The sequence below is a fragment of the Pseudoxanthomonas spadix genome, from assembly GCF_003703395.1.
In the GTDB taxonomy this organism is placed as follows: domain Bacteria; phylum Pseudomonadota; class Gammaproteobacteria; order Xanthomonadales; family Xanthomonadaceae; genus Pseudoxanthomonas_A; species Pseudoxanthomonas_A spadix.
This window is the reverse complement of sequence record NZ_RDQN01000005.1, coordinates 133,954-155,310: the sequence shown is the minus strand read 5'-3', so window position 1 is coordinate 155,310 and position 21,357 is coordinate 133,954. Positions and strand designations below refer to the sequence as shown.

Below are 21,357 nucleotides of genomic sequence, written 5' to 3'. Positions count from 1 at the left end.
TACATCAACACGAAAGTTTCGAAACGTAATGCCGACCGAGCTTCTGATCTGCATCCTGCCGAGTGAACTTCCATTCGATGGTTCGCTGCTGGGCGTTGCGCACCTGTTGCCAAGCATCGACTTCTCGGCGCAGTACCTGTTGGCTGGCCACGCGTCGATCCAGGCATTGACGGCTGAGGATGCCGATCTCGATCTCGGCCATGTTCAGCCAGCTCGCGTGCTTGGGCGTGTGGTGGAACTCCACCCGGCGCAGGAGTTTGGCAGCGGCAGGTTCACCCAGCACATCGTCGAAGCATTTCTTGAAGTGGGTGTTCAGGTTGTCCAGGACCAGATGCACCCGACGCGCCTTGGAATACGCGCCGACAAGCAGCTCTTGGATGAAGGCGACGAGGTCGGCCTTGCCGCGATGGTCGGTGACGCTGACGATTCGCTTTCCCGCCTTGGGCTCGACAGCGACGAACAGGTTGGTCGTACCATTTCGCGTGTACTCATAGTCGTGCTTGGCCGCGCTGTACGAGGTCATGGGCAGCGGTGCTCGGCTGTGGCCGAGAAGCTGCAGGCTTTTTTCGTCAATGCAGATGACCGGCTCGGCTTTGGACAACGGCCGCGCATACAACTCGAGCAACGCGTACATGCGGCTGCGGTATTCCTCGGTGAGCGATCCGATGCACCACATCAGCCTGCGCCAGGGCTTGAGGTCGTTTTTTTTAGCATGCGCCGGACGGTTTCGCGACTCACGCTGCCCAAGCCGGGTTCCCGGCGCGCGGCCCGTTCGAGCTCTACCATCGTCCAGCGCTGGCGGCCCGTTGGCGGCGCTGAACACGCCAGTGCCGTCACCCGCGCCTCGGCGTCGGTGTCGTACTGCCGAGGTCGGCCCGAGCGCGCCAGGTCGAACACCGCCGACTGGACACCCCCTTGCAGGTACGCCGCACGGGCGCGCCATACGGCCGTGCGTCCCACGCCCAGCACCGCCATGATCTGGGCCTCTGGCACGCCTCGGTCCAAAGCGGACAGAATGTGCGCCCGATTGACCTCTCGCGAGTAATGCAGACCTTTGCTGCGAATCTTCTCCACGACCAAGCGATCCTCGTCGGTCAAATGCAATTCCGTCTGACGCATGACAACCCCCTGTACATCGAGTGGCGATGTTGAGAGTGTTACTCATGCTTCGTTATTTTTGTGCCAATGTACTAGTGTGGTGTGGCGGCGAAGGGAACAGCATTGACGTTGCTGTCAGGTGAAGCCAAACAACTGCGCGTCAGACGATCCGCGCAGCCTCATCGAAGGACAACCGTGGCAGACGCGGAAACACGCCGGCAGGATCGCCATGGCCCAGGTTGACCAGGAAGTTGGACTTGATCGAAGTCCCGGCAAAGAACGCGGCGTCCACCAGTGCGTTGTCGAAGCCGGACATCGGGCCGGCATCCAGGCCCAGCGCGCGTGCGGCCAGGATCAGGTAGGCGCCCTGCAGGCTGCCGTTGCGCAATGCCGTTTCCACCCGCCCTTGCTGCGGGCCATCGAACCAGGCCCGGGCATCGGCGTGCGGAAACAGCCTGGGCAGCTGCTCATGGAAATCCAGGTCGTGGCCGACGATCACCGTCACTGGTGCGGCCATGGTCTTGTCCACGTTGTTGGCCGCCAGCGCCGGCTTCAGCCTGGCCTTGGCCTCGGGCGAGGTGACGAACACCAGGCGCGCCGGCGCGGCATTGGCCGCGGTCGGTCCCCACTTCATCAGCGCGTACAGCGCGCGCAGCTCGGCCTCGGTGACCGGCTGGTCGGTGAAGGCGTTGTGCGTGCGGGCACTGCGGAACAACTGGTCCAGCGCGGAAGCATCAAGGCTTTGGGACATCGGGCAACTCCGGCACGAAGGATCGAAGGCGCGCGGTGCGGCGGCTTCACGCCGCGCCGGGCGGCAGTGTAGGGTGTGGCCACAGCTGCAACAGCAAGGCGATCCGCAACGGATTGTTTTGCAGAACAATCCCGCCCGCATCGAGCCTGTCTGTTTCGTCATCACCCATGACTTCCCCGGCGCACACCTGGACCCTGACCGACGGGCATGCCGGCAACGTGCGCCAGGCCACCGCGCTGGCCCGCGCCCTGGGCCTGCCCACGCGCGACTGGGTGCTGCAGGCGCGCGCACCGTGGAAGCAGCTGGCGCCGCGCCTGCTGCCCGGCAGCGAGCACGCCTTCGGTCCTGGCTTCAACGCGGCGCTGGCCCAGCCGCCGGCCCTGGCGATCGGCTGCGGGCGCCAGGCCGCGCTGGCCACGCGGTTGCTGCGCACCGGCAGCGCGCGCGCGATCCAGATCCTCGATCCGCGCATCTCCACGCTGCACTGGGACCTGGTCATCGCGCCCAGCCACGACCGCCTGCGTGGCCCCAACGTGCTGCCACTGCTGGGCAGCCTGAACCCGGTGGACGAGGCATGGCTGGCCGATGCGCGCCACCGGTTTTCGCACCTGGGCCGCCTGCCCGGCCCGCGCACTGCGCTGCTGGTCGGCGGCCCCAGCGCGCACCTGCGCCTGGGTGTGCCCGACATCGACACCATCCTCGCCACGCTCGATGCGGCCGTACGCAACGAAGGCGGCACGGTGATGGTCAGCGCCTCGCGACGCACCCAGGCCGAGCTGGTGGCCCGGCTGCGCCGCCACTACGCCGACGGCCCGCACCTGCTGTGGTGCGAGGAACGTGATGGGGTCAATCCCTACCCCGGCCTGCTGGCCTGGGCCGAGCGCATCGTGTGTACCGCCGATTCGGTCAACATGCTGTCCGAGGCCTGCGCCACCGACGCGCCGGTGTTCGTGCACGCCCCGCAGCGCGCCAGCGGCCGCCTGCAGCGCTTCCTCACCGCCCTGGCCGAACGCGGCCGCATCCACGCGCTGGCCGACGGCCTGGCGCCCTTTCCGGTCACACCGCTGCGCGAGACCGCACGCATCGCCGAACAGGTCAGGCAACGCCTGGCGATCGGATAGGAGCAGGCTTGATCTGCCTGCCACGCGCCGGCAGCACATGGGCTCGCTCCTTCTCCCCCGCCTGCGAAGATGCCGGCAAGACAGATGAGGGGGCTCGGACTTGCGCGATCAGCGCGGCCCGGCGCGCCCTTGCGGAAAATCCAGGCCATGGTCCCGGCACGCTGCGCTGATCTGCGCGCGTGCCTGCTCGATCGCCGGGGTCGGTGCGCTCAGGCGCGGCCGCTGGTCCAGCGTGCACGACAGGCTGGCGGCCAGCAGCGTGGCATGTGCCTGGACCAGACCGGCGGCGGTGTCGGCGGACAGCACCTGGTGCTCGGCCATGGCCTGCAGCAGTGCGCGCGTGTTCTCCGGGGTGATCAGTTCGGGAATGCGCGCGGCATGTTCCAGCACCAGCGCCTGCAGCAGGAATTCCAGGTCGACCAGGCCGCCGGCGCCCTGCTTGAGGTCGAAGCGTTCGGCGCTGCTGCGGTCCAGTTCGGCGCGCATGCGGGCCCTCATGTGCAGCACGTCCTGGCGCAGCCTGGTCGGCTCGCGCGGCGTGGCCAGAGTGTCGGCGCGGATGCGCTCGAAGGCGTCCAGCAGGCCATCGTCACCGGCGACCCCGCGCGCGCGCACCAGCGCCTGGTGTTCCCAGGTCCAGGCGCGATGGCGCTGGTAGTCGGCGTAGCTGTCCAGCGAGGACACCAGCAGGCCCTTGGCGCCGTCCGGACGCAGGCGCACGTCCACCGCATACAGGCGCCCGGCGCCGGTCATGGTTTCCAGCAGCGCCACCACCTTCTGCGCAAGGCGCAGGTGCCAGCGCGCGGCATCCAGCGGCCGCGGGCCGTCGGATGCCGCGCCGGCCGGGGCGCGGAACAGGAACACCAGGTCCAGGTCCGAACCGAAGCCCATTTCCTCCCCGCCCAGGCTGCCGTAACCGATCAGGGCAAACTCGCCGCCGGCGACCCGGCCGTGCGCGGCCTGGACCGCGCTGTGCGCCATGCGCAGCACCGCCGCGCACACCGCATCGGCCAGCCACGCCAGCTGGCGCGCCGAATCGGCCGGCGGCTGGCGCACGTCCAGCGCGGCCAGGGCGATGCGGAAGCCGAACGCCAGCCGGGTCTCGTTGAGCCGGCGCAGGGCCAGCTCGGGGTCGGCTTCGTTCAAGGCCGCCGCGCAGGCCGCATCCAGCGCCTGGCGATCGGGCAAAGGCCCGGCCGCGCGCGCGTCCAGCAGTTCGTCCAGCAGCAGCGGGTATTGGGCCACGCGCTCGGCCATCCAGGCGCTGCGCGCGACCACATCGACCAGCCGCGTCAGCGCGCCCGGCGCCTCGTCCAGCAGCGCCAGGTAGCTGGCCCGGCGCAGGATCGACTGCAGCAAGGCCAGGCTGCGCTGCAGCGCGGCGTCGGGCTGGCCGCAGGCCGCCGCGGCCTGCAGCACCGCCGGCAGCACCCGGTCCAGACGCGCGCGCGCCACGTCCGACAGGGCGGCCACGCCAGGGGCCTTGAGGAAATCACGCAGCCATGTATCGGCCTGGGCAGCATCGTGGAACCCGGCCCTGGCCAGCGCGGCCTGCGCCTCCTCGCCATCGAGCATGCGCCGGTACGGGGCCAGCGCGTCCGGGTCGTGCGCCTGCGCCGGCGCGGCCATCAGCGGCGCGAACGCAGCCGACACCACCGCCCGCTGCGCCTGCACGGCCGCGCGCAGCTGGGCCACATCGGGGTAGCCCAGCGACAGCGCGATGCGCAGCGCATCGCCGGCGTTGTCCGGCAGGGTGTGGGTCTGCGCATCGCGCAGCATCTGCAGGCGGTTTTCCAGCAGCCGCAGGAACCGATAGGCGGCGCGCAAGCCCTCGGCCAGCGCAGGCTCCAGCAACCGCGCCTGCACCAGTGCGTCCAGGGCCGCGCGCAGGCTGCGCTGGCGCAGGCGCGGATCGCGGCCGCCGTGCACCAGCTGCAGCGCCTGGACCAGGAACTCGATCTCGCGGATGCCGCCGGCGCCGCGCTTGATGTCATCGGCCAGCTCGCGCCGCGCGACTTCGGCGGTGATCATCGCCTTCATCGCGCGCAGGCCATCGAGCGCGGTGAAATCCAGATACCGCCGGTAGACGAACGGCCGCAGCGTCTGCAGCCAGGCCTCGCCGGCGGCGATGTCGCCGGCCACCGCGCGCGCCTTGAGCCAGGCGTAGCGCTCCCAGTCGCGGCCTTCGGTCTGGAAATAACGCTCCATCCCGGCCAAGGACAGGGCCACCCGCCCGGCGTTGCCGTACGGGCGCAGGCGCAGGTCGACGCGATGGCAGAAACCCTCGGCCGTGGTTTCATCCAGCAGCCGCGCCAGGCGCTGGCCCAGGCGCGCGAAGTATTCCTCGGCGGCCAGCGGACGCGGGCCATCGGACTGGCCGCCACTGGCATAGGCGTAGACCAGGTCCACGTCGGAGGAGAAGTTCAGCTCGCCCCCGCCCAGCTTGCCCAGGCCGAACACCACCAGCCGCACGGGCTGGCCCTGGGCATCGCGGACCTGCCCGTGGCGGGCGATGAACTCGCCTTCCAGCGCCGCAAGGCCGCGTTGCAGGCAGGTTTCGGCCAGGCGCGTGCTGCCGGCCAGGATCTCGTCCACGTCCGCGCCATCGACCACGTCGCGCCATACCAGACGAGTGGACTCGGCGCTGCGGTAGCGGCGCAGCAGCGCAGGCCATTGTTCGGGCGCTTTCGCCGGCAGCACCGGCAAGGGCAGCGGTACGGACGCATCGCGCTGGAAGTGCTTCACCAGTTCGGGCTGGCGACGCAGCACCTGCAAGGCGAAGTCGCTGGCCAGTACCAGTTTTTCGAGCGCGGCATGCAGGGCCGGATCGGCGGCGTCGACCAGCGCCGGCGGCAGGGTCGACAGCGCGCGCGCCACCAAGGCATCGGGATCGAAGGCCATGGCGCACAGTGTCGCATGGCCGAATGCCTTCCTGGCCGGGCGTGTCGTGGGAGCGGCCACGGCGGCGATGAAAACTTCCAGGCAAAGCCACATCGCCGCCGTGGCGGCTCCCACCCAGGACAGTGCTCCCACGGCCGCATCGCTGGCGTCCGAGCAGACAGTTGCTCCCACAGGGCGCGGCTCAGCCCAGCACAGGGAGTTCCGCGCCGGCCTGCAACGCAAGCCCGAACAACACCGCGATCCTTTCCAGCAGCACCGCCTTGACCGTCTCCATCGAGGCCGGTCCGCCCAGGTCGGCCAGGGCGATGGTCTGCAGGCCCTGGTAGCCGCAGGGGTTGATGCGCTGGAACGGCTCCAGGTCCATGGCGATGTTGAAGCTCAGGCCATGGAAGGTGCAGCCGCGACGCACGCGGATGCCGAGCGCGCCGATCTTGGCGCCGGCCACGTACACCCCGGGCGCACCCTCCTTGCGCTCGGCCTGGATGTTCCATTCGGCGCAGGTGTCGATGATGGCCTGCTCGATCCGGCACACGTAATCGCGCACGCCGATCTGCAGGCGCTTGAGGTCCAGCAGCGGATACACCACCAGCTGGCCGGGGCCGTGATAGGTCACCTGGCCGCCGCGGTCGACGTGGAGGACCGGGATGTCGCCCGGCGCCAGTACGTGCTCGGGCTTGCCGGCCTGGCCCAGGGTGAACACCGGATCGTGTTCGACCACCCACAGCGCGTCGGGCGTGGCCTCATCGCGCGCATCGGTGAAGGCCTGCATCGCGCGCCACACCGGTTCATACGGCTGGCGCCCCAGGTCGTACACCTCCGCCGGCAGCGGCGCGCGCAAGGCGATGGCCGCATCGGCCTGCGCCGAGGGACCGCAGGCGCCCGCGGCTACAGCGTCCACTTCACTTCCGGGTGATCGCGCAGCGCCTGGTGGGCGGCGTCGTAGCGCGCGCGATCTTCAGCGTAGAAGGCGATGCGCACCGAGACGTACTTGCCGTTGGACGAGTGCTTCCAGCTTACGTGCTCCTCCAGCACCTGGATGCCGGCAGCGACAAGCAGGCGCGGGAGTTCGCGTTCCAGTTCGACCCCGGCCGTGCCCATGGCGCTGAGCTCGAAGGTGCCGGGGAACTGGAAGCCGTGTTCCGGATTGTCGGAGGAGATCTTCATGCCCCGATTATCGGGCCGGCATCGGCCGAACCCAAGCCATGGGCGCCGGCCCCAAGCGAGCGGAGGCCGCCCTGGCGGCCTCCTGATACCCGCTGCATGCGGGGTCTGCGGCTTATCTGGCCAGCTGGATCATGTTCGAGGAAACCCAGCCCGTGTTGCCCAGCTCGTCCTCGACCTCGAACATCGTGCCGTCCTTGACTCCGGTCGGATACACCATCATGCCCGTCTCCAGCTCACGCACCGCGCCGCCAGTGCCCTTGGCCGAGGCCAGCAGACGTCCAGGACGGGTCACACTGAAGGCCTGCTTGACGTTGGCTGCCGAGGCATTTTCGGGCAGGCCACCCAGCTGGGTCACGATATCGGTATAGGCCTGCAGGTAGGCCAGGGTGATGACCTGGCCGATTTCGGTATTGGCGTAGCCGCCGACACCGGCCGCGCCGAAGCCACCGCCGCCGAACAGGCCGCCACCGGCGCCCCAGCCGATATCGTTCTTCTTTGCGTTGCCCTCGGCCATGGCCACCTGCTCGGAAGAGCGCACGTCGGTCACGGTCAGGACCACATCAGCGGTCTTGCTCTTCAAGGTGATGCCACTGGCCAGCGCCCCGGCCCGGCCGCCGATCAGGCCGCCCACCAGCCCGCCCAGTGCATTGCCGCCAGCGTTGCTGTTCTGGCCGATCAGGTCCGGCACCATCACGTAGTCGGCGGCCTTGATCTGGCCCTTGCCGATGTTGGACTGGGCGCGCAGGTCGCCGCTGGAGGCCAGCTCACGCTCGTACTGGGCTGCGGCCATGCCGGCGCCACGATCGACCAGGGTGAAGCAGCGCGACTTGTTGACCAACACCTTGATCAGCTTGGACGGCGCCGGCAGCTGCTGGCCGGTCCACCAGTTCACCGCGTCTTCCGGCTCGAACACCGAGATGCTGCCCAGCGGCTTGGCGCATGTCGGGATCTGGGCGACCCCTTCCTTGCGCTGCTCCTGGGCGGTGCCTTCCTTCTTGAACATGTCCTTGAGGCCTGCCGATGCGGGCGCACTGACCGTGGAAGTGATCAGCGCGGCGCTCAGAGCGAGGGCCGCCGGGCGCGAAATCCAGTTCTTCATCATGTTTCCCTACATAATTTGTGGAATGACCAGACCCCCGCGAACGGGCGCCTTCCCAGATCGCAAGGCCCGCGCAGCGCGTGGGCCTGAACGGATGATAAGCAAAGTTTGCCGGAGAATCAGCTCCTCGCGACACCTTTTACTGATGACCCGAACGACGGAACCGGCATTGCGCGGTCAGACCGATTCCCACCACATCCACAACGCATCCCACAGGCGGCGGAAGAAGCCGCCTTCCTCCACGCCCTCGATCGCCACCAGCGGCGCCTGGGCGATGGTCTTGCCGTCCAGGTTCACCTTGACCGTGCCGATCTGCTGGCCCTTGCTGATCGGTGCCACCAGCTGCCTGGGCACGTCCATGGACGGCTTGAGCTGCTCGTACTTGCCGCGCGGCACGCCGACCAGCAGCGGCGCAGCCACGCCCAGCTGGACCTGCCGGCTGGCGCCCTTCCAGACCTTCTGCGTGGCCAGGGCCTTGCCCGGCTCGTACAGACGATGGGTTTCGAAGAAACGGAAGCCCCAGTTGAGCAGGGCCAGCGAATCATCGGCGCGCTGCTTCTCGGACACATCGCCCATGATCACGCTGATCAGGCGCTGGTCACCGCGTTTGGCCGAATTCATGATGCAGTAGCCGGCCTGCGAGGTATGCCCGGTCTTGATCCCGTCCACGCTGGGATCGCGCCACAGCAGCAGGTTGCGGTTGGGCTGGGTGATGCCGCTGACGGTCAACTCGCGGATCTTGTTGTACGCGTAGGTCTCCGGATAGTCGCGGATCAGTGCGCGCCCGAGCAGGGCCATGTCGTAGGCACTGGAATAGTGGCCGTCGGCGGCCAGGCCGTGCACGTCGACAAAGTGGCTGTCCTTCATGCCCAGGCGCTGGGCATGGGCGTTCATCAACTGGACGAAGGCTTCCTGACTGCCGGCGGCGTGCTCGGCCAGGGCGATGGCCGCATCGTTGCCCGACTGCACCACCATGCCTTTTTCCATGTCTTCCAGGCGCGCGGTCTGGTTGACCGGGAAGCCGCTGTAGCTGCCGTCAGTGCCGGCGCCGCCCTCGCGCCAGGCGCGCTCGCTCATCATCACCTGGTCGTCGCGGCTGATCTTGCCGTTCTTCAGCTCGGCGGCCAGCACGTAGGAGGTCATCACCTTGGTCATGCTGGCCGGGGCCAGGTGCTCGTGGATGTTCTGGCCGGCCAGGACCTGGCCGCTGGCCGCGTCCATGACGATCCAGGCCTTGGCCACCGCCGGGGCCGGCGCGTCGGGGATCTGCACTTGCGGCGGCGGCGTGGTGGTGGGGTCAGGCGGCGTCTGGGCAAGGGCCGCGCCAAGGGCGACGGCCGCCAGGGCGGCGAAGGCAAAACGGAACTTCATCGAGAAAAACTCCCAGGAAATCTTGTTGGATTGAACTTGTTGGATTGAAGAAGGCGCCGCGGCAGGCCACCGACCGTGGCCTGCGTGCGTGGCTTCACTCGCGCACGACCTGCGGGCGCGAGAAGCCCAGGCCGGCGATGCGCGCAGCCAGCGCGTCAGCCCCGGCATTGTCCGCCGCACCGACCCGCACGCGCCACAGGGTGCGGCCGCCGGCGATCACATCGCTGAGCGAAGCGGTGGGAATCCCGGCCGCGACCAGCTTGGCCACGGTCTTTTCCGCATTGTCGCGGCTGGCGAAGCTGGCCACCTGCAGCAGCACGGCCATGGCCGTTTCGCTGTAGCTGGGGCGGTGGTCTTGGCCCGCGCTGGCAGCAACCGGGCTGGCCGAGGCCACGGCGACCTGGCGCGCGGCCGGCGCGGCGGGCGTGGCGCTGGGCCGCACCGGCGCGGCCGCCGGGATACCGGGCCTGCCGGTGGCCACATGCACGCCCTGGGCCTGCATCCAGGCCTGGAAGCGATCGGCGCTGGCCGGCTCCCCGGTGTTGGGAATGACGTGGTAACGCAGCGAGGGGTCGCTGGGCGCGGCCTTGGCCGCAGCGACCGCTGGCCTGGCCACAGGCGTGGCGGGCGTGGGCGCCACGGCCGCGGCGCTGGCGCCCTGCGCGCGCGCCGGCAGGCCGCCGACCAGCTGGTCCATGCCCGAAAGCCCGACCGCGGCCGGCCTGCCGGTGGCGATGGTGGTCGGCACGCCGGTGGCCACGGTGGTGGCAACCGCGCCGGCGCCCCGCCCGCGGGCGGCCAGCAGCGCCGGCAGCTTGGGATCGTCCGGATGCAGCGCCCTGACCTGGACCCGACCGGTCCCGCGGCCGGTGATGCCCAGCTTGACCGCTGCGGCGTAACTCAGGTCGATCACCCGGCCCTCGTGGAACGGGCCGCGGTCGTTGATGCGCACGATCACGTCCCTGCCGTTGTCCAGGTTGGTCACCAGGGCGAAGCTGGGCAGCGGCAGGGTCTTGTGCGCGGCGGTGAACTGGTACATGTCATAGACCTCGTGGTTGGAGGTCTTGCGGCCATGGAACTTCTGCCCGTAGTACGACGCCAGGCCGGTCTCGTCGTAATCGGCCGCCGTGTCCAGGACCCTGTAGTCCTTGCCCAGCACCGAGTACGGCGAGCGATTGCCGTGGGCCGACGGCGGTTCGGCCGCGATCCTCGGCTCGGCGATGCAGTCCACGTCCGGCACCTCGGCAGGGGTGCTGTCGGACACGCCGGGCTTGTACAGGCCGCCGGCGGTGTAGTCGCCGCGGGTGGACAGGTCTTCCCGGGCCGGTGCATAGCGGCCGTGGCATCCGGCCGCGGCCGGCCCCCGCGCGCCGTTCGCTGCCGATATCAGGGCATCGCCCGGACCTGACCCCCTGCGTGGCGCGCTGCTGCACGCAGCCAGCGTCACCACCACCAGCAGGAGCAGCCAACTCCTCATGCCGGCGGCAGCGCCCGGCCGGCGATCGCTTCGGAAAGCTGCCACACGGCCATCGCGTACATCTTGGAGTTGTTGTAGCGGGTGATGGCGTAGTAATTGCGGAAACCCAGCCAGTACTGCGGGCCGTTGGCCGCCGCCAGGGTCACCGGCGTGGCGGTTTCGCCCTGCGGCACCGGCGCCATCGGCGTATAGCCACGGGTGGCCAGCTCGGACAGGGTCCAGGTGGGCGTCCAGTCCAGCGGCTCGAACGGCTCGCGCCCCGGCGCCAGGGTGGCCTGCACTGCGACCGGGCCGCCGCGCTTCCAGCCGTAGGCGCCGCCCTTGTTGACGAAGTAGTGGGCCACCGAGGAGAAGACATCGTCCAGGTCGGTCAAAAGGTCGATGCGCCCATCGCCATCGCCGTCCACGCCGAACTGGCGGTAGCTGGAGGGCATGAACTGGCCCAGGCCCATCGCCCCGGCGTAGCTGCCGGTGAGCGCGGTCAGGTCCAGATCCTGCTCCCTGGACAGGACCAGCAGTTGGGCCAGTTCGTCGCGGAAGAACCGCTCGCGCCGGGCCTCGTACTGCGCCCGCGCCGGGTCGCCGGTGCGCGGGTAGCGGAACGCCAGCGTGTACAGCGCATCGACCACCGGGGTCTTGCCGGTGTAGCCGCCATAGCTGGTTTCCACGCCCAGGATGGCCACGATGATCTCGGCCGGCACCCCGGTGCGGTCCTGCACGCGGGTGAGTTCGGCGCGGTGGGCGGCGAGGAATTTCTGCCCGGCGGCGATGCGCGATGCGGTGATGAAGCGCGGGCGGTACTCGCTCCAGCCGATGGTGCGCTCGGCCGGCCTGGACATCAGCTTGATGGTGTCCTCGCGCCACTGGGCACGAGCCAGGATGGCCTCGATCCAGGCCGGCTCCAGGTTGAAGCGCGCGGCGGTGTCGGCGATGAAGTTGGCCCGCGCGATCTCGAATGGCACCGGGGTCAGGTCCAGCACGGCGGCATCGGTGCGCTGCTCGACCGCGGTCTCGGCCGGCTTCGCCGCGGGCACCGGCAGCGGCGGCCGCGCGGGCTGCTGGCCGGTCTGTTTCGGCGGGGTCGAGGGCTTGGGCTGGCTCGCACAGGCGACCAGGCCAAGCGTGAACAGGCAGGCAAGCGCGCGTCGGATCATCGGCGGCGAGGTTAGCACGCAGCGCGCCGAAATGAACCCTGACTTGTCAGTCACTTGGCCGCGCTTGTTCATGTGCAACCACCTCTTTCGCAGGCCACCGGCGGCGGGCCGCCTCAGCGGTTCACCGGGCGGTGCGAGCGCACCGCCATCACCAGCCCCAGCCCGGCCAGCAGCGACACCGCCGAGGTGCCGCCGTAACTCATCAGCGGCATCGGCACGCCCACCACCGGCAGCAGCCCGGAGATCATGCCGCCGTTGACCAGCACGTAGACGAAGAACGCCAGCCCCAGCGAGCCGGCCAGCACGCGCGAATAGGTGTCGCGCGCATCCATCGCGATCCACAGGCAGCGCCCGACGATCACCAGGTACAGCGCCAGCACCGTGGCCACCCCGATCCAGCCGAACTCCTCGCTCAGCACCGAGAAGGCGAAGTCGGTGGTCTGCTCGGGAATGAAGTTCAGGTGCGACTGGCTGCCCAGGCCCCAGCCCTTGCCGGTCAGGCCGCCCGAACCGATCGCGATCTTGGACTGGATGATGTTCCAGCCCGCGCCCAGGGCGTCGTCCTCCGGGTTGAGGAACATCAGGATGCGGTCCTTCTGGTAGGGCCGCAGCAGGAAAAACCAGGACAGCGGCGCGGCGCTGGCCACGCCGGCCACGCCGATGCCCACCCACCACCACGGCAGCCCGGCCAGCAGCAGCGCGAATGCACCGGACGCGGCGATCAGCACGCCGGTGCCGAAGTCCGGCTGCAGCATGATCAGCGCGGTGGGAACGCCGATGATCGCCGCCGCCACCAGCACCGAGGCAAACCGCGGCGGCAGCGCGATGCGATGCAGGTACCAGGCCATCATCATCGGCAGGGTGATCTTGAGCAGCTCGGCCGGCTGCAGGTAGAAGACCTTCAGGTCCAGCCACTGGCGCCCGTACTTGCCGGTCCCCAGCACGAACACCGCCAGCAGCGGCAGCATCGACAGCGCGTAGATGGTCGGCGTCCAGCCACGCAGGCGCGGCACCTGCACCCGCGACAGCGCCCACATCGCGCCGGCACCGATCGCAAAGCGCACGCCCTGGGCGATCACCAGCTGGGTGCCGCCGGCGCTCTTCATCACCGCCAGGCCAAAGCACATCACCCCCGCCAGGGCCAGGCACAGGATCCAGTCCAGGCTGCGCAGGAAGCGCCAGGCCAGATCGCCCAGATAGCGCACCAGCACGCTCATCGCCGCGCCTGGCCGGAGGCAGGCGCGCGCGGCTGCGCGGCCCGGGGCTGGACGGGCGCCGAGGTCGCGGGCGCTGAGGGTGCCGGCATGCCGGGCGCGGGCGGCTGGCTCGCCGCGTCCACTGCCTGCGGCGCCTGGGCCTGCTCCGGGTCGATGTCGTCCACGCCCGGCGCCTCGGCATCGGCCTGCTCGCCCTGCAGTTCGGTGGCCAGCACCTCGCCGGCGTTCTCGTCGGTGCCGGGCATCTTGCCCAGCAGCCAGGCATCGAAGATCTTGCGCGCGATCGGTGCGGCCGAGCTGGTGCCGAAGCCGCCGGCCTCCACCGCCACGGCCACGGCGATGGTCGGCGCCTCGGCCGGTGCGTAGCCTTCGAACAGGCCGCGATGGCGCAGGTGCATCGGCAGGCTGCGCGGGTCGACCGCGGCGCTGCCCTTGCGGCTGGCGACCTGGGCGGTGCCGGTCTTGCCGGCCATCTGGTACGGCGCCCCGCCGGTGATGGCATAGCCGGTGCCGCCCGGACGCATGGCGTCCATCATGCCTTCGCGCACCCACTGCAGGTTGGCCGGGTTGTCGCTGATCGGCTTGCTCGGCCCCGGCGCGGTGGGCTGCCAGGGCTGGTCGAAGCCGGTGCGCTGGGCCATCACCAGACGCGGGGTGCGCAGCTGGCCGTCGGCGATACCCGCCACCGCGCGCACCAGCTGCAGCGGGGTGACCTTCCAGTCGCCCTGGCCGATGGCGATGTTGACCGTGTCGCCCGGATACCAGGGTTCCCTGCGGCTTTTCATCTTGTAGGCCGGCGAAGGCACGATGCCGCCGATCTCGCCGGTCAGGTCGATGCCGGTGGGCGCGCCGAAGCCGTACCTGGTCATGTACTCATCGACCTTGGCGATGCCCATGTCGATGGCCAGCCTGTAGTAGTAGGTGTTGACCGACTGGGCGATGGACTTGCGCAGGTCGGTCCAGCCATGGCCGCCGCGGTGCGAGTCGCCCCAGCCGCGGCTCACCCCGGGCAGGTAGAACATGCCGGTGGACAGGATCCTGTCCTGCGGCTTGCGGGTGCCGCTGTCCAGGCCGGCCAGGCCCATCAGCGGCTTGATCGTCGAACCCGGCGCCACCCCACCCAGGACCAGCCGGTTGAACTGCGGCCGCGAGGGATTGTCGTTGAGTGCCTTGAAGTCCCTGGACGAGATGCCGTTGACGAACAGGTTGGTGTCGAAGCTCGGCAGGCTGACCATGGCCAGGATCTGGCCGCTGCGCGGATCCATCGCCACCGCCGCGCCCTCGTACTGGCCGAAGGCCTCGGTCATGGCCTGCTGCAGCCGAATGTCGATGGACAGCTTCAGGTCGGTGCCGGCCTGGGCCGGGACCCGCCCGACCACGCCCAGCGCACGGCCTTCGACGTTGGTCTCGACCTTTTCGTAGCCGACCTTGCCGCGCAGCTGCGGCTCGTAATAACGCTCCAGGCCACTCTTGCCGATATGGGTCAGGGCCGAGTTCAGGTCGCTGGAGGCCTCCAGGTCGGCCTCGTCGATCCGGCCGACGTAGCCGATGATGTGCGCGGTCAGCGGCCCGTATGGATAGTGCCGGGTCAGGTATGGCACCACCTCCACGCCGGGGAAACGCCAGCGGTTGACCGCCAGCGCGGCGACCTCCTCCTCGCTCAGCCTGGGCTTGAGGGTGATCCCGCGGAAGCCGCGGCTGACCTTGCGCGTGGCCAGGAAGTGCTGCACTTCCTCCGGGTCCAATGCGATGAGCTTGCCCAGCGGCTCCAGCCAGGTCGCCGGGTCGCCGGCCTGGTCGGGCACCACCTCCAGGCGGTAGGCCGGGATGTTCTCGGCCAGCAGCACCCCGTTGCGGTCGTAGATGCTGCCGCGCGCCGGCACCACCGGGCGCAGCTTGATCCGGTTGGCTTCCGAGCGGGTGGCGTACTGGGCGTGGTCCAGCACCTGCAGCTTGAAGTACCACCCGGCCAGGCCGGCCAGGCACACGAACACGCCGATGAACCCCAGCACCGCGCGGCGGCGGAACTGGTCGGCCTCGGCATGGGCGTTCCTGAGCGGGCGGCGGCGCGAGGTCATGGGTTCAGGCGCGACGCCCCAGGCGCAGCGCGTCCAGCAGCAGGAACAGCGGCGGCCACAGGGCCATGCCCAGCAGCGGCGCCCACCAGTAGGCCCAGGGCAGCAACGGCTGGCCGATGAAGAAATGGATCGCACTGGCGACGACGCGGTCGTTGAGCAGCAGCCCACCGATGGCCAGTGCCTGCTGGGACAGCGGGAAGAACCGCAGCCGCGCACGGAAGCGCTGCAGGATGAAGGCCATCACCACCAGCCGCAGCGCCTGTTCGCCCAGCAGCCCGCCGAAACTGATGTCGGCCACCAGCCCGACCAGGAAGACGAAGCCCAGGCCAACCCGCTCGGGCTCCTCGATCACCCAATAGGCCAGCACCAGCGCCAGCCAGTACGGACGCAGCGGCTGCACCACCGGCGGCAGCGGCAGCAGGGCCAGCAGCAGGGCCAGCAGCACGCTGGCCGGCAGCACCCAGGCGTGGCGGGTACGGCTCATGGGGCGGGAGCCGGGGGAGCGGGTGGAGCCGGGACCCGGGGCCCAGGACCCGGGACCCGGGAAGGCGGGGATTGCGGCGTCTGGGCGGACGCTGGCGGTGGCGTTTCGGTTGGAGCAGCCGGGACTCGGGACGCGGGACTCGGGGCTGATGGAGCCGGGATCCGGGGCCCGGGACCCGGGTCCCGGGAAGGCGGGGATTGCGGCGTCTGGGCGGACGCTGGCGAGACCGTTTCGGCCGCAGCAGCACCGCGGTTGCTGTTGCCCTCCCGGGTCCCGGGTCCCGGGTCCCGGGTCCCGGCCTCACTGTCCCCGGTCCCGGCTTCCGAGGCTTCCCCGGCCCCGAGCTGCCCCACCCCCGGCGCCACCGCCGCGGCCTTGAGCAGCAGCACGTTGCGGCCGCGGTCCAGGTGCGCGGCCGGGCGCAGTTCGCCGACCAGGAAGGTGCGGCTGTCGTCGGCGTGCAGGTCGGTCACCGTGCCCACCGGGAAGCCGGGCGGAAAGCGCCCGCCCAGGCCGGAAGTCACCACCACGTCACCATTCCTGATGTCCGCGTTCAGCGGCACGTCGACCAGCTGCAGCTGATCGCTGCGACCGTTGCCATAGGCCAGCAGGCGCACGCCATTGCGCTGGACCATCACCGGCACGGCGTGGTCCGGATCGGTCAGCAGCAGCACCGTGGAATAGCGCGGCATCACCTGCACGATCTGGCCCAGCAGGCCGCCGGCATCGATCACCGGCTGGCCCACGTAGACCCCGTCGCGGCTGCCAGCATCGAGCACCAGGCGCTGGCGGGTCGGGTCCAGGTCGATGTTGAGCACCGCGGCCAGCTGCACGTCCAGGCCGCGATTGCCGGCCGCGCCCAGCAGTGCGCGCAGCTGGGCGTTGTCGGCCACCGCCGCGCTGAGCCGGATCAGGCGTGCGTTGGAGACCAGCAGCTCATCGCGCAGGCGACGGTTCTCGGCGGTGAGCTGGCCCAGCGTGGCCGCGTCATCCTTGACCCGCATGCCCAGCCGCCCGGGCAGGCCGGCGACCCACCACAGCGGCTGCGCGGCCAGGCCCGCCTGCTGCCTGGCCCGGGCCAGCCAGCCGCCGCGATGGTCCAGGATCACCAGCGCCAGGCCCAGCGCCAGATAGGCCAGCAGCCGCAGCGAGCTGGCGATCTCACCGGGACGGGGGGCAACAGGGGGACCGGCGTAGGAAGGCACGGGCTGCTAGGGAATGGGGAAGGGAGAGAAAGCCGGGACTCGGGGCCCGGGACCGGGGACCCGGGCAAGCAACTGCAACGGCGGTGGCGCGGCCGGCTTCAGCAGTGCGATCACCGCTCCGGCGCCGGCCCCTTGCCTTTCCCGGGTCCCCGGTCCCGGGTCCCGGGTTCCGGCTGCTTGCTCTCCCCGCCTCGGCTTCATTCAGCGGCGAAGAACTCGTTGCCGTGCATGTCCACCAGCTCCAGCGCACGGCCGCCACCGCGGGCCACGCAGGTCAGCGGATCGTCGGCGACCTGCACGTGCAGGCCGGTTTCCTCGGAGATCAGCTTGTCCAGGTCGCGCAGCAGGGCGCCGCCGCCGGTGAGCACGATGCCCCGCTCGGCCACGTCGGCACACAGTTCCGGCGGAGTCTGTTCCAGCGCCAGCTTGACCGCGCTGACAATCCCCGACAGTGGCTCGTGCAGGGCTTCGAGCACCTCATTGGAGTTGATCTTGATCATCTTGGGCACGCCCTCGGCCAGGTTGCGGCCGGAGATCTCCATCTCCTCCATTTCCGGCTGCGGGTAGGCGCAGCCGATTTGCAGCTTGATGCGCTCGGCGGTGGCCTCGCCGATCAGCATGCCGTGGTTGCGGCGCACGTAGTTGGTGATGGCTTCATCGAAACGGTCGCCGCCCACCCGCACCGACTGCGAGTAGACGATGCCGTTGAGCGAGATCACCGCCACCTCGGTGGTGCCGCCGCCGATGTCGATGACCATTGAACCGCGCGCCTCGGTCACCGGCAGGCCGGCGCCGATCGCGGCGGCCATCGGCTCCTCGATCAGGTAGACATCGCGGGCACCGGCTTCTTCGGCCGATTCCTTGATTGCGCGGCGCTCGACCTGGGTGCTGCCGGCCGGCACGCACACCAGCACCCGCGGGCTGGGGCGCAGGAAGCGCGACTTGTGCACCTTCTTGATGAAGTGCTTGAGCATGGCCTCGGTGTAGGTGAAGTCGGCGATCACCCCGTCCTTCATCGGCCGGATGGTGGTGATGTGGCCCGGGGTGCGGCCGAGCATCTGCTTGGCCTCCGCGCCCACCGCGGCGACCGAGCGGGTGCCGCCGATGGCGCGGTCCTGGCGCACGGCCACCACCGAGGGTTCATTGAGCACGATGCCCTGGCCGCGGACGTAGATCAGAGTGTTGGCCGTGCCCAGGTCAATGGACAGGTCATTGGAAAACATGCCGCGCAGCTTCTTGAACATCGGGGGCCGGAATCCTTCGGAAGAAATGCAAATGCCCAGCGCCGATGGCGAAAAAATGGGCAAAAAGGGGATCGGCTAGCCTAGCAACCGCCCCTGCGGCATACAAGGAAAATCGCAGCATGAACAAGCCCGCCGGCAACACCGTGACTGGCGCCGGGCCGGCCGCTCGGCTGGCCCCGCCCGGCATCAGCCGGTAACCTTGGCCGCTCCTGCCGGTCCCGCACCGGCGTGCCATCAACATCCTCGGTGCAAGCAGCGCGCGTCGGGGCTGCGCCATCCTGTCAAGGCCGCCATGTCCGCACTGATCTGTGGTTCCCTCGCCTACGACACCATCATGGTGTTCCCGGACCAGTTCAAGAACCACATCCTGCCGGACAAGGTCCACATCCTGAACGTGTCCTTCCTGGTCCCGCGCATGCGCCGCGAGTTTGGGGGCTGCGCCGGCAACATCGCCTACAACCTGCACCTGCTGGGCGGCAAGCCGATCCCGATGGGCACCGTCGGCCAGGACTTTGGTCCCTACCGCGAGCATTTCGACGCCCTGGGCATCGACCTGTCACGGGTGCGAGTGATCGAGGAGCTGTTCACCCCGCAGGCGTTCATCACCACCGACCACGACAACAACCAGATCACCGCCTTCCACCCCGGGGCGATGATGCGCAGCCACGAGAACCACGTCCGCGACGTCCCGGGCGTGACCCTGGGCCTGGTCGGGCCGGACGGGCGCGAGGGCATGATCCAGAACGCGCAGGAATTCGCCGAGGGCGGCGTACCGTTCATCTTCGACCCGGGCCAGGCCATGCCGCTGTTCAATGGTCCAGAGCTGCGCACCTTCATCGAACAGGCCGACTACGTGGTGGTCAACGACTACGAGTCCAACCTGTTGCAGGAGCGCACCGGCTGGGACGAGAACGCCATCGTCAGCCGGGTCAAGGCCTACATCACCACCCAGGGGCCCAAGGGCGCGCTGCTGCACACCCCGGACCGGACCTTCGATGTGCCGCCGGCGCACGAGCGCCGGGTGGTCGACCCGACCGGCTGCGGCGACGCCTTCCGCGCCGGCCTGATCTTCGGCATCGAGCGCGGCTGCGACTGGCTGACCATCGGTCGCATGGGCAACCTGATGGGCGCGCTCAAGGTCGAGCACCCGGGCACCCAGAACCAGCGCTTCGACTTCGACCAGTTCAACGACCAGTTCCGGCAGCAGTTCGGCTACGCGCTCTAACGCGCGGGCCGCTGCGAGCAGGCCGAAGGCGGCCTGTTTCGGGCGCGCGCGTGGCCGTGGAGACCGCTTGCCGGCACCGTCCGGGCCCCCCGATTGCCGGTCCCCAGGTGCAGGCCGCCGCCGCGACCTGGCTGAAGCACGGTTCATCCGGCAGCTGGCAAGGCGCGTCCTGAAAAGCCCCTCCTTGGCGTTACGCTTGGGGACGCACCACCCAACCTTCCCCAGGCGAACATGACCCGCTCTCCCTCCGTTCGCACGAACGCCTTGGCCAATTACGTTGGCCAGGCGGTGACCACCCTGGTCGGCATCGTCTTCGTTCCGTTCTACCTGCGGTACCTGGGTGCTGAAGCCTACGGCCTGGTCGGCTTCTTCGTGGTCCTGCAGCTCTGGCTGGGGCTGCTTGACGTCGGCCTCTCGCCGATGCTCAACCGGGAAGTGGCCCGCGCGCGCGCCGATGCCAACGGCTTCACCGACTTTCGCCGGATCCTGCGCAGCGTGGAACTGATCTTCGCCGGCATCGCCCTGGCCACCGGCCTGGCCATGACCCTGGCCAGCCCGCTGCTGGCCGCGCACTGGTTCAAGGTGCAGTCGCTGGACCCGGCCCAGGTCAGCCAGTGCCTGATGCTGATGGGCTGGATGATCGGCCTGCGGTTCTTCGCCTCGATCTACCGGACCGCACTGAACGGGATGGAGGCCCAGGTCTCGCTCAACGCGATCAACGTCGGCTTCGCCGTGGCCAAGGCGGTCGGTTCGCTGGCGGTGCTGCGCTATGTGAGCAATACGCCGCTGGCGTTCTTCCTTGTCCAGCTACTGCTGGGACTGCTGGAGCCCATCGTGCTGGCCCAGCGCAGCTACCGCGTCTTGCCGCCAACCACCGAACGCATCGGCCTGGCCTTCGCCAAGGCCCAGCTGATCACCGCCATGCCCTTTGGCCTGAGCATCGCCTACACCTCGATCCTGTGGCTGCTGCTGTCCCAGCTGGATCGGCTGCTGCTCTCCGGCCTGCTGCCCCTGGACGAATATGGCTATTTCTCGCTGGTGATGGCGTTGACCTCGGCTGTGACCCTGGCCGCCTCGCCGCTCAGCAGCGCGCTCATCCCACGCCTGACCTACCTTCATTCCAAGGGCGAGATTGACCAGCTGATCCGGCTCTACCGCAATGCCACCCAACTCACCGCCGTACTGATGATCCCGCTCACCGGCATGGTGGCGCTGTTCGGCAAGGAACTGATGTACGCCTGGACCGGCAACCTCGCCGCGTCCACCTGGGCCTCGAACATCATCTTCTGGTACATGCTGGGCAATACCTTCCTGACCTTCACCTCCTACCAGTACTACCTGCAGTACGCGTACGGGGACCTGGCGCTGAACGTCAAGATCAACACGCTGCAGGCGATCATCGGCGCCCCGCTGATCACCCTGGCCGCCTACCGTTTCGGCGCCACCGGCACGGCGATCGTCTGGTGCCTGCTGCAGGCGGCGACCTTCGTGGTGTCTCCGCCGCTGGTCCAGCGCAAGCTGGCGCCGGGCCTGTACCGGCCGTGGATGCGACAGGACCTGCTGCCCGTGGCGACAGGTGCGGTGCTGGTGCTGGCGGTGCTGTCCCTGCTCTCGGGTGACCTCATCGCCCGCTTCAACCGGCTCGAGATCTTCCTGGCCCTGAGTGTCATGGGCGTGTGCGTGGTGGCCGGCGCGGCGGCGGGCAGTTCGCTGCTGCGCTCCTACCTGGCCCGCATGACCCATCTGGCCCCCACAGGACATCAATAAC

General features: G+C 69.4%; 19 protein-coding genes. 3 read left to right on the top strand and 16 right to left on the bottom strand.

Annotation, left to right across the window (positions count from 1 at the left end; translation table 11 throughout):
• Positions 1–4: 4 nt before the first annotated feature.
• The 4 genes from D9R12_RS10140 to D9R12_RS16130 all read right to left on the bottom strand — a co-directional run bounded on the left by D9R12_RS10140 (position 5) and on the right by D9R12_RS16130 (position 2,018).
• On the bottom strand, positions 5–676 hold the full coding sequence (locus D9R12_RS10140) for an IS630 family transposase (RefSeq protein WP_122230209.1): 672 nt from the start codon (positions 674–676) through the stop codon (positions 5–7).
• Positions 676–1,119, bottom strand: a complete 444-nt coding sequence (locus tag D9R12_RS10135) for a helix-turn-helix domain-containing protein (RefSeq protein WP_122230207.1) — start codon at positions 1,117–1,119, stop codon at positions 676–678. Before D9R12_RS10135 ends, D9R12_RS10140 begins: the two co-directional genes overlap by 1 nt.
• Positions 1,120–1,258: 139 nt before the next feature.
• On the bottom strand, positions 1,259–1,849 hold the full coding sequence (locus D9R12_RS10130) for a malonic semialdehyde reductase (RefSeq protein WP_014159505.1): 591 nt from the start codon (positions 1,847–1,849) through the stop codon (positions 1,259–1,261).
• A 46-nt stretch (positions 1,850–1,895) separates the two neighbouring features.
• Positions 1,896–2,018, bottom strand: coding sequence for a hypothetical protein (locus D9R12_RS16130; protein ID WP_280518444.1), 123 nt, complete (start codon positions 2,016–2,018; stop codon positions 1,896–1,898).
• On the opposite strand from D9R12_RS16130, the gene D9R12_RS10125 reads away from it, so the two are divergent.
• On the top strand, positions 2,017–2,970 hold the full coding sequence (locus D9R12_RS10125) for a mitochondrial fission ELM1 family protein (RefSeq protein ID WP_122230205.1): 954 nt from the start codon (positions 2,017–2,019) through the stop codon (positions 2,968–2,970). The genes D9R12_RS16130 and D9R12_RS10125 overlap by 2 nt on opposite strands.
• A 108-nt stretch (positions 2,971–3,078) precedes the next feature.
• Here D9R12_RS10125 and glnE read toward each other — a convergent pair whose 3' ends face one another.
• The 12 genes from glnE to D9R12_RS10065 form a co-directional block, all read right to left on the bottom strand.
• Positions 3,079–5,871 carry a bifunctional [glutamate--ammonia ligase]-adenylyl-L-tyrosine phosphorylase/[glutamate--ammonia-ligase] adenylyltransferase gene (glnE, locus tag D9R12_RS10120; RefSeq protein ID WP_122230203.1) on the bottom strand — a complete coding sequence of 931 codons (2,793 nt, stop codon included), beginning with the start codon at positions 5,869–5,871 and terminating at the stop codon, positions 3,079–3,081.
• Positions 5,872–6,052: 181 nt separating this feature from the next.
• A complete protein-coding gene (lipB, locus tag D9R12_RS10115; protein ID WP_425479093.1) occupies positions 6,053–6,769 on the bottom strand; it encodes a lipoyl(octanoyl) transferase LipB in 717 nt (238 codons plus the stop codon).
• Positions 6,757–7,035: a DUF493 family protein gene (locus tag D9R12_RS10110; protein ID WP_014159501.1), complete on the bottom strand. Its 279-nt coding sequence runs from the start codon at positions 7,033–7,035 to the stop codon at positions 6,757–6,759. Before D9R12_RS10110 ends, lipB begins: the two co-directional genes overlap by 13 nt.
• Positions 7,036–7,147: 112 nt before the next feature.
• Complete coding sequence (locus D9R12_RS10105; RefSeq protein WP_122230364.1) at positions 7,148–8,134, bottom strand: CsgG/HfaB family protein; 987 nt, start codon at positions 8,132–8,134, stop codon at positions 7,148–7,150.
• A 177-nt stretch (positions 8,135–8,311) separates the two neighbouring features.
• A complete protein-coding gene (locus D9R12_RS10100; RefSeq protein ID WP_122230201.1) occupies positions 8,312–9,505 on the bottom strand; it encodes a D-alanyl-D-alanine carboxypeptidase family protein in 1,194 nt (397 codons plus the stop codon).
• A 94-nt stretch (positions 9,506–9,599) separates the two neighbouring features.
• Complete coding sequence (locus tag D9R12_RS10095) at positions 9,600–10,982, bottom strand: septal ring lytic transglycosylase RlpA family protein (protein ID WP_122230199.1); 1,383 nt, start codon at positions 10,980–10,982, stop codon at positions 9,600–9,602.
• Positions 10,979–12,136 (bottom strand): lytic murein transglycosylase B, encoded by a 1,158-nt coding sequence (gene mltB / locus D9R12_RS10090; protein ID WP_122230362.1) that lies wholly within the window; start codon positions 12,134–12,136, stop codon positions 10,979–10,981. Before mltB ends, D9R12_RS10095 begins: the two co-directional genes overlap by 4 nt.
• A 113-nt stretch (positions 12,137–12,249) precedes the next feature.
• On the bottom strand, positions 12,250–13,353 hold the full coding sequence (gene rodA / locus D9R12_RS10085; RefSeq protein WP_122230197.1) for a rod shape-determining protein RodA: 1,104 nt from the start codon (positions 13,351–13,353) through the stop codon (positions 12,250–12,252).
• Complete coding sequence (gene mrdA, locus D9R12_RS10080; RefSeq protein WP_122230195.1) at positions 13,350–15,431, bottom strand: penicillin-binding protein 2; 2,082 nt, start codon at positions 15,429–15,431, stop codon at positions 13,350–13,352. Before mrdA ends, rodA begins: the two co-directional genes overlap by 4 nt.
• A 4-nt stretch (positions 15,432–15,435) precedes the next feature.
• Positions 15,436–15,915: a rod shape-determining protein MreD gene (gene mreD, locus D9R12_RS10075; RefSeq protein ID WP_122230193.1), complete on the bottom strand. Its 480-nt coding sequence runs from the start codon at positions 15,913–15,915 to the stop codon at positions 15,436–15,438.
• Positions 15,912–17,120: a rod shape-determining protein MreC gene (mreC, locus tag D9R12_RS10070; RefSeq protein ID WP_122230191.1), complete on the bottom strand. Its 1,209-nt coding sequence runs from the start codon at positions 17,118–17,120 to the stop codon at positions 15,912–15,914. Before mreC ends, mreD begins: the two co-directional genes overlap by 4 nt.
• Positions 17,121–17,317: 197 nt before the next feature.
• Complete coding sequence (locus tag D9R12_RS10065) at positions 17,318–18,364, bottom strand: rod shape-determining protein (RefSeq protein ID WP_014159492.1); 1,047 nt, start codon at positions 18,362–18,364, stop codon at positions 17,318–17,320.
• A gap of 292 nt (positions 18,365–18,656) precedes the next feature.
• On the opposite strand from D9R12_RS10065, the gene D9R12_RS10060 reads away from it, so the two are divergent.
• Positions 18,657–19,589: a carbohydrate kinase family protein gene (locus D9R12_RS10060; protein WP_014159491.1), complete on the top strand. Its 933-nt coding sequence runs from the start codon at positions 18,657–18,659 to the stop codon at positions 19,587–19,589.
• A gap of 264 nt (positions 19,590–19,853) precedes the next feature.
• A complete protein-coding gene (locus tag D9R12_RS10055; protein ID WP_014159490.1) occupies positions 19,854–21,356 on the top strand; it encodes a lipopolysaccharide biosynthesis protein in 1,503 nt (500 codons plus the stop codon).
• Position 21,357 lies beyond the last annotated feature (1 nt).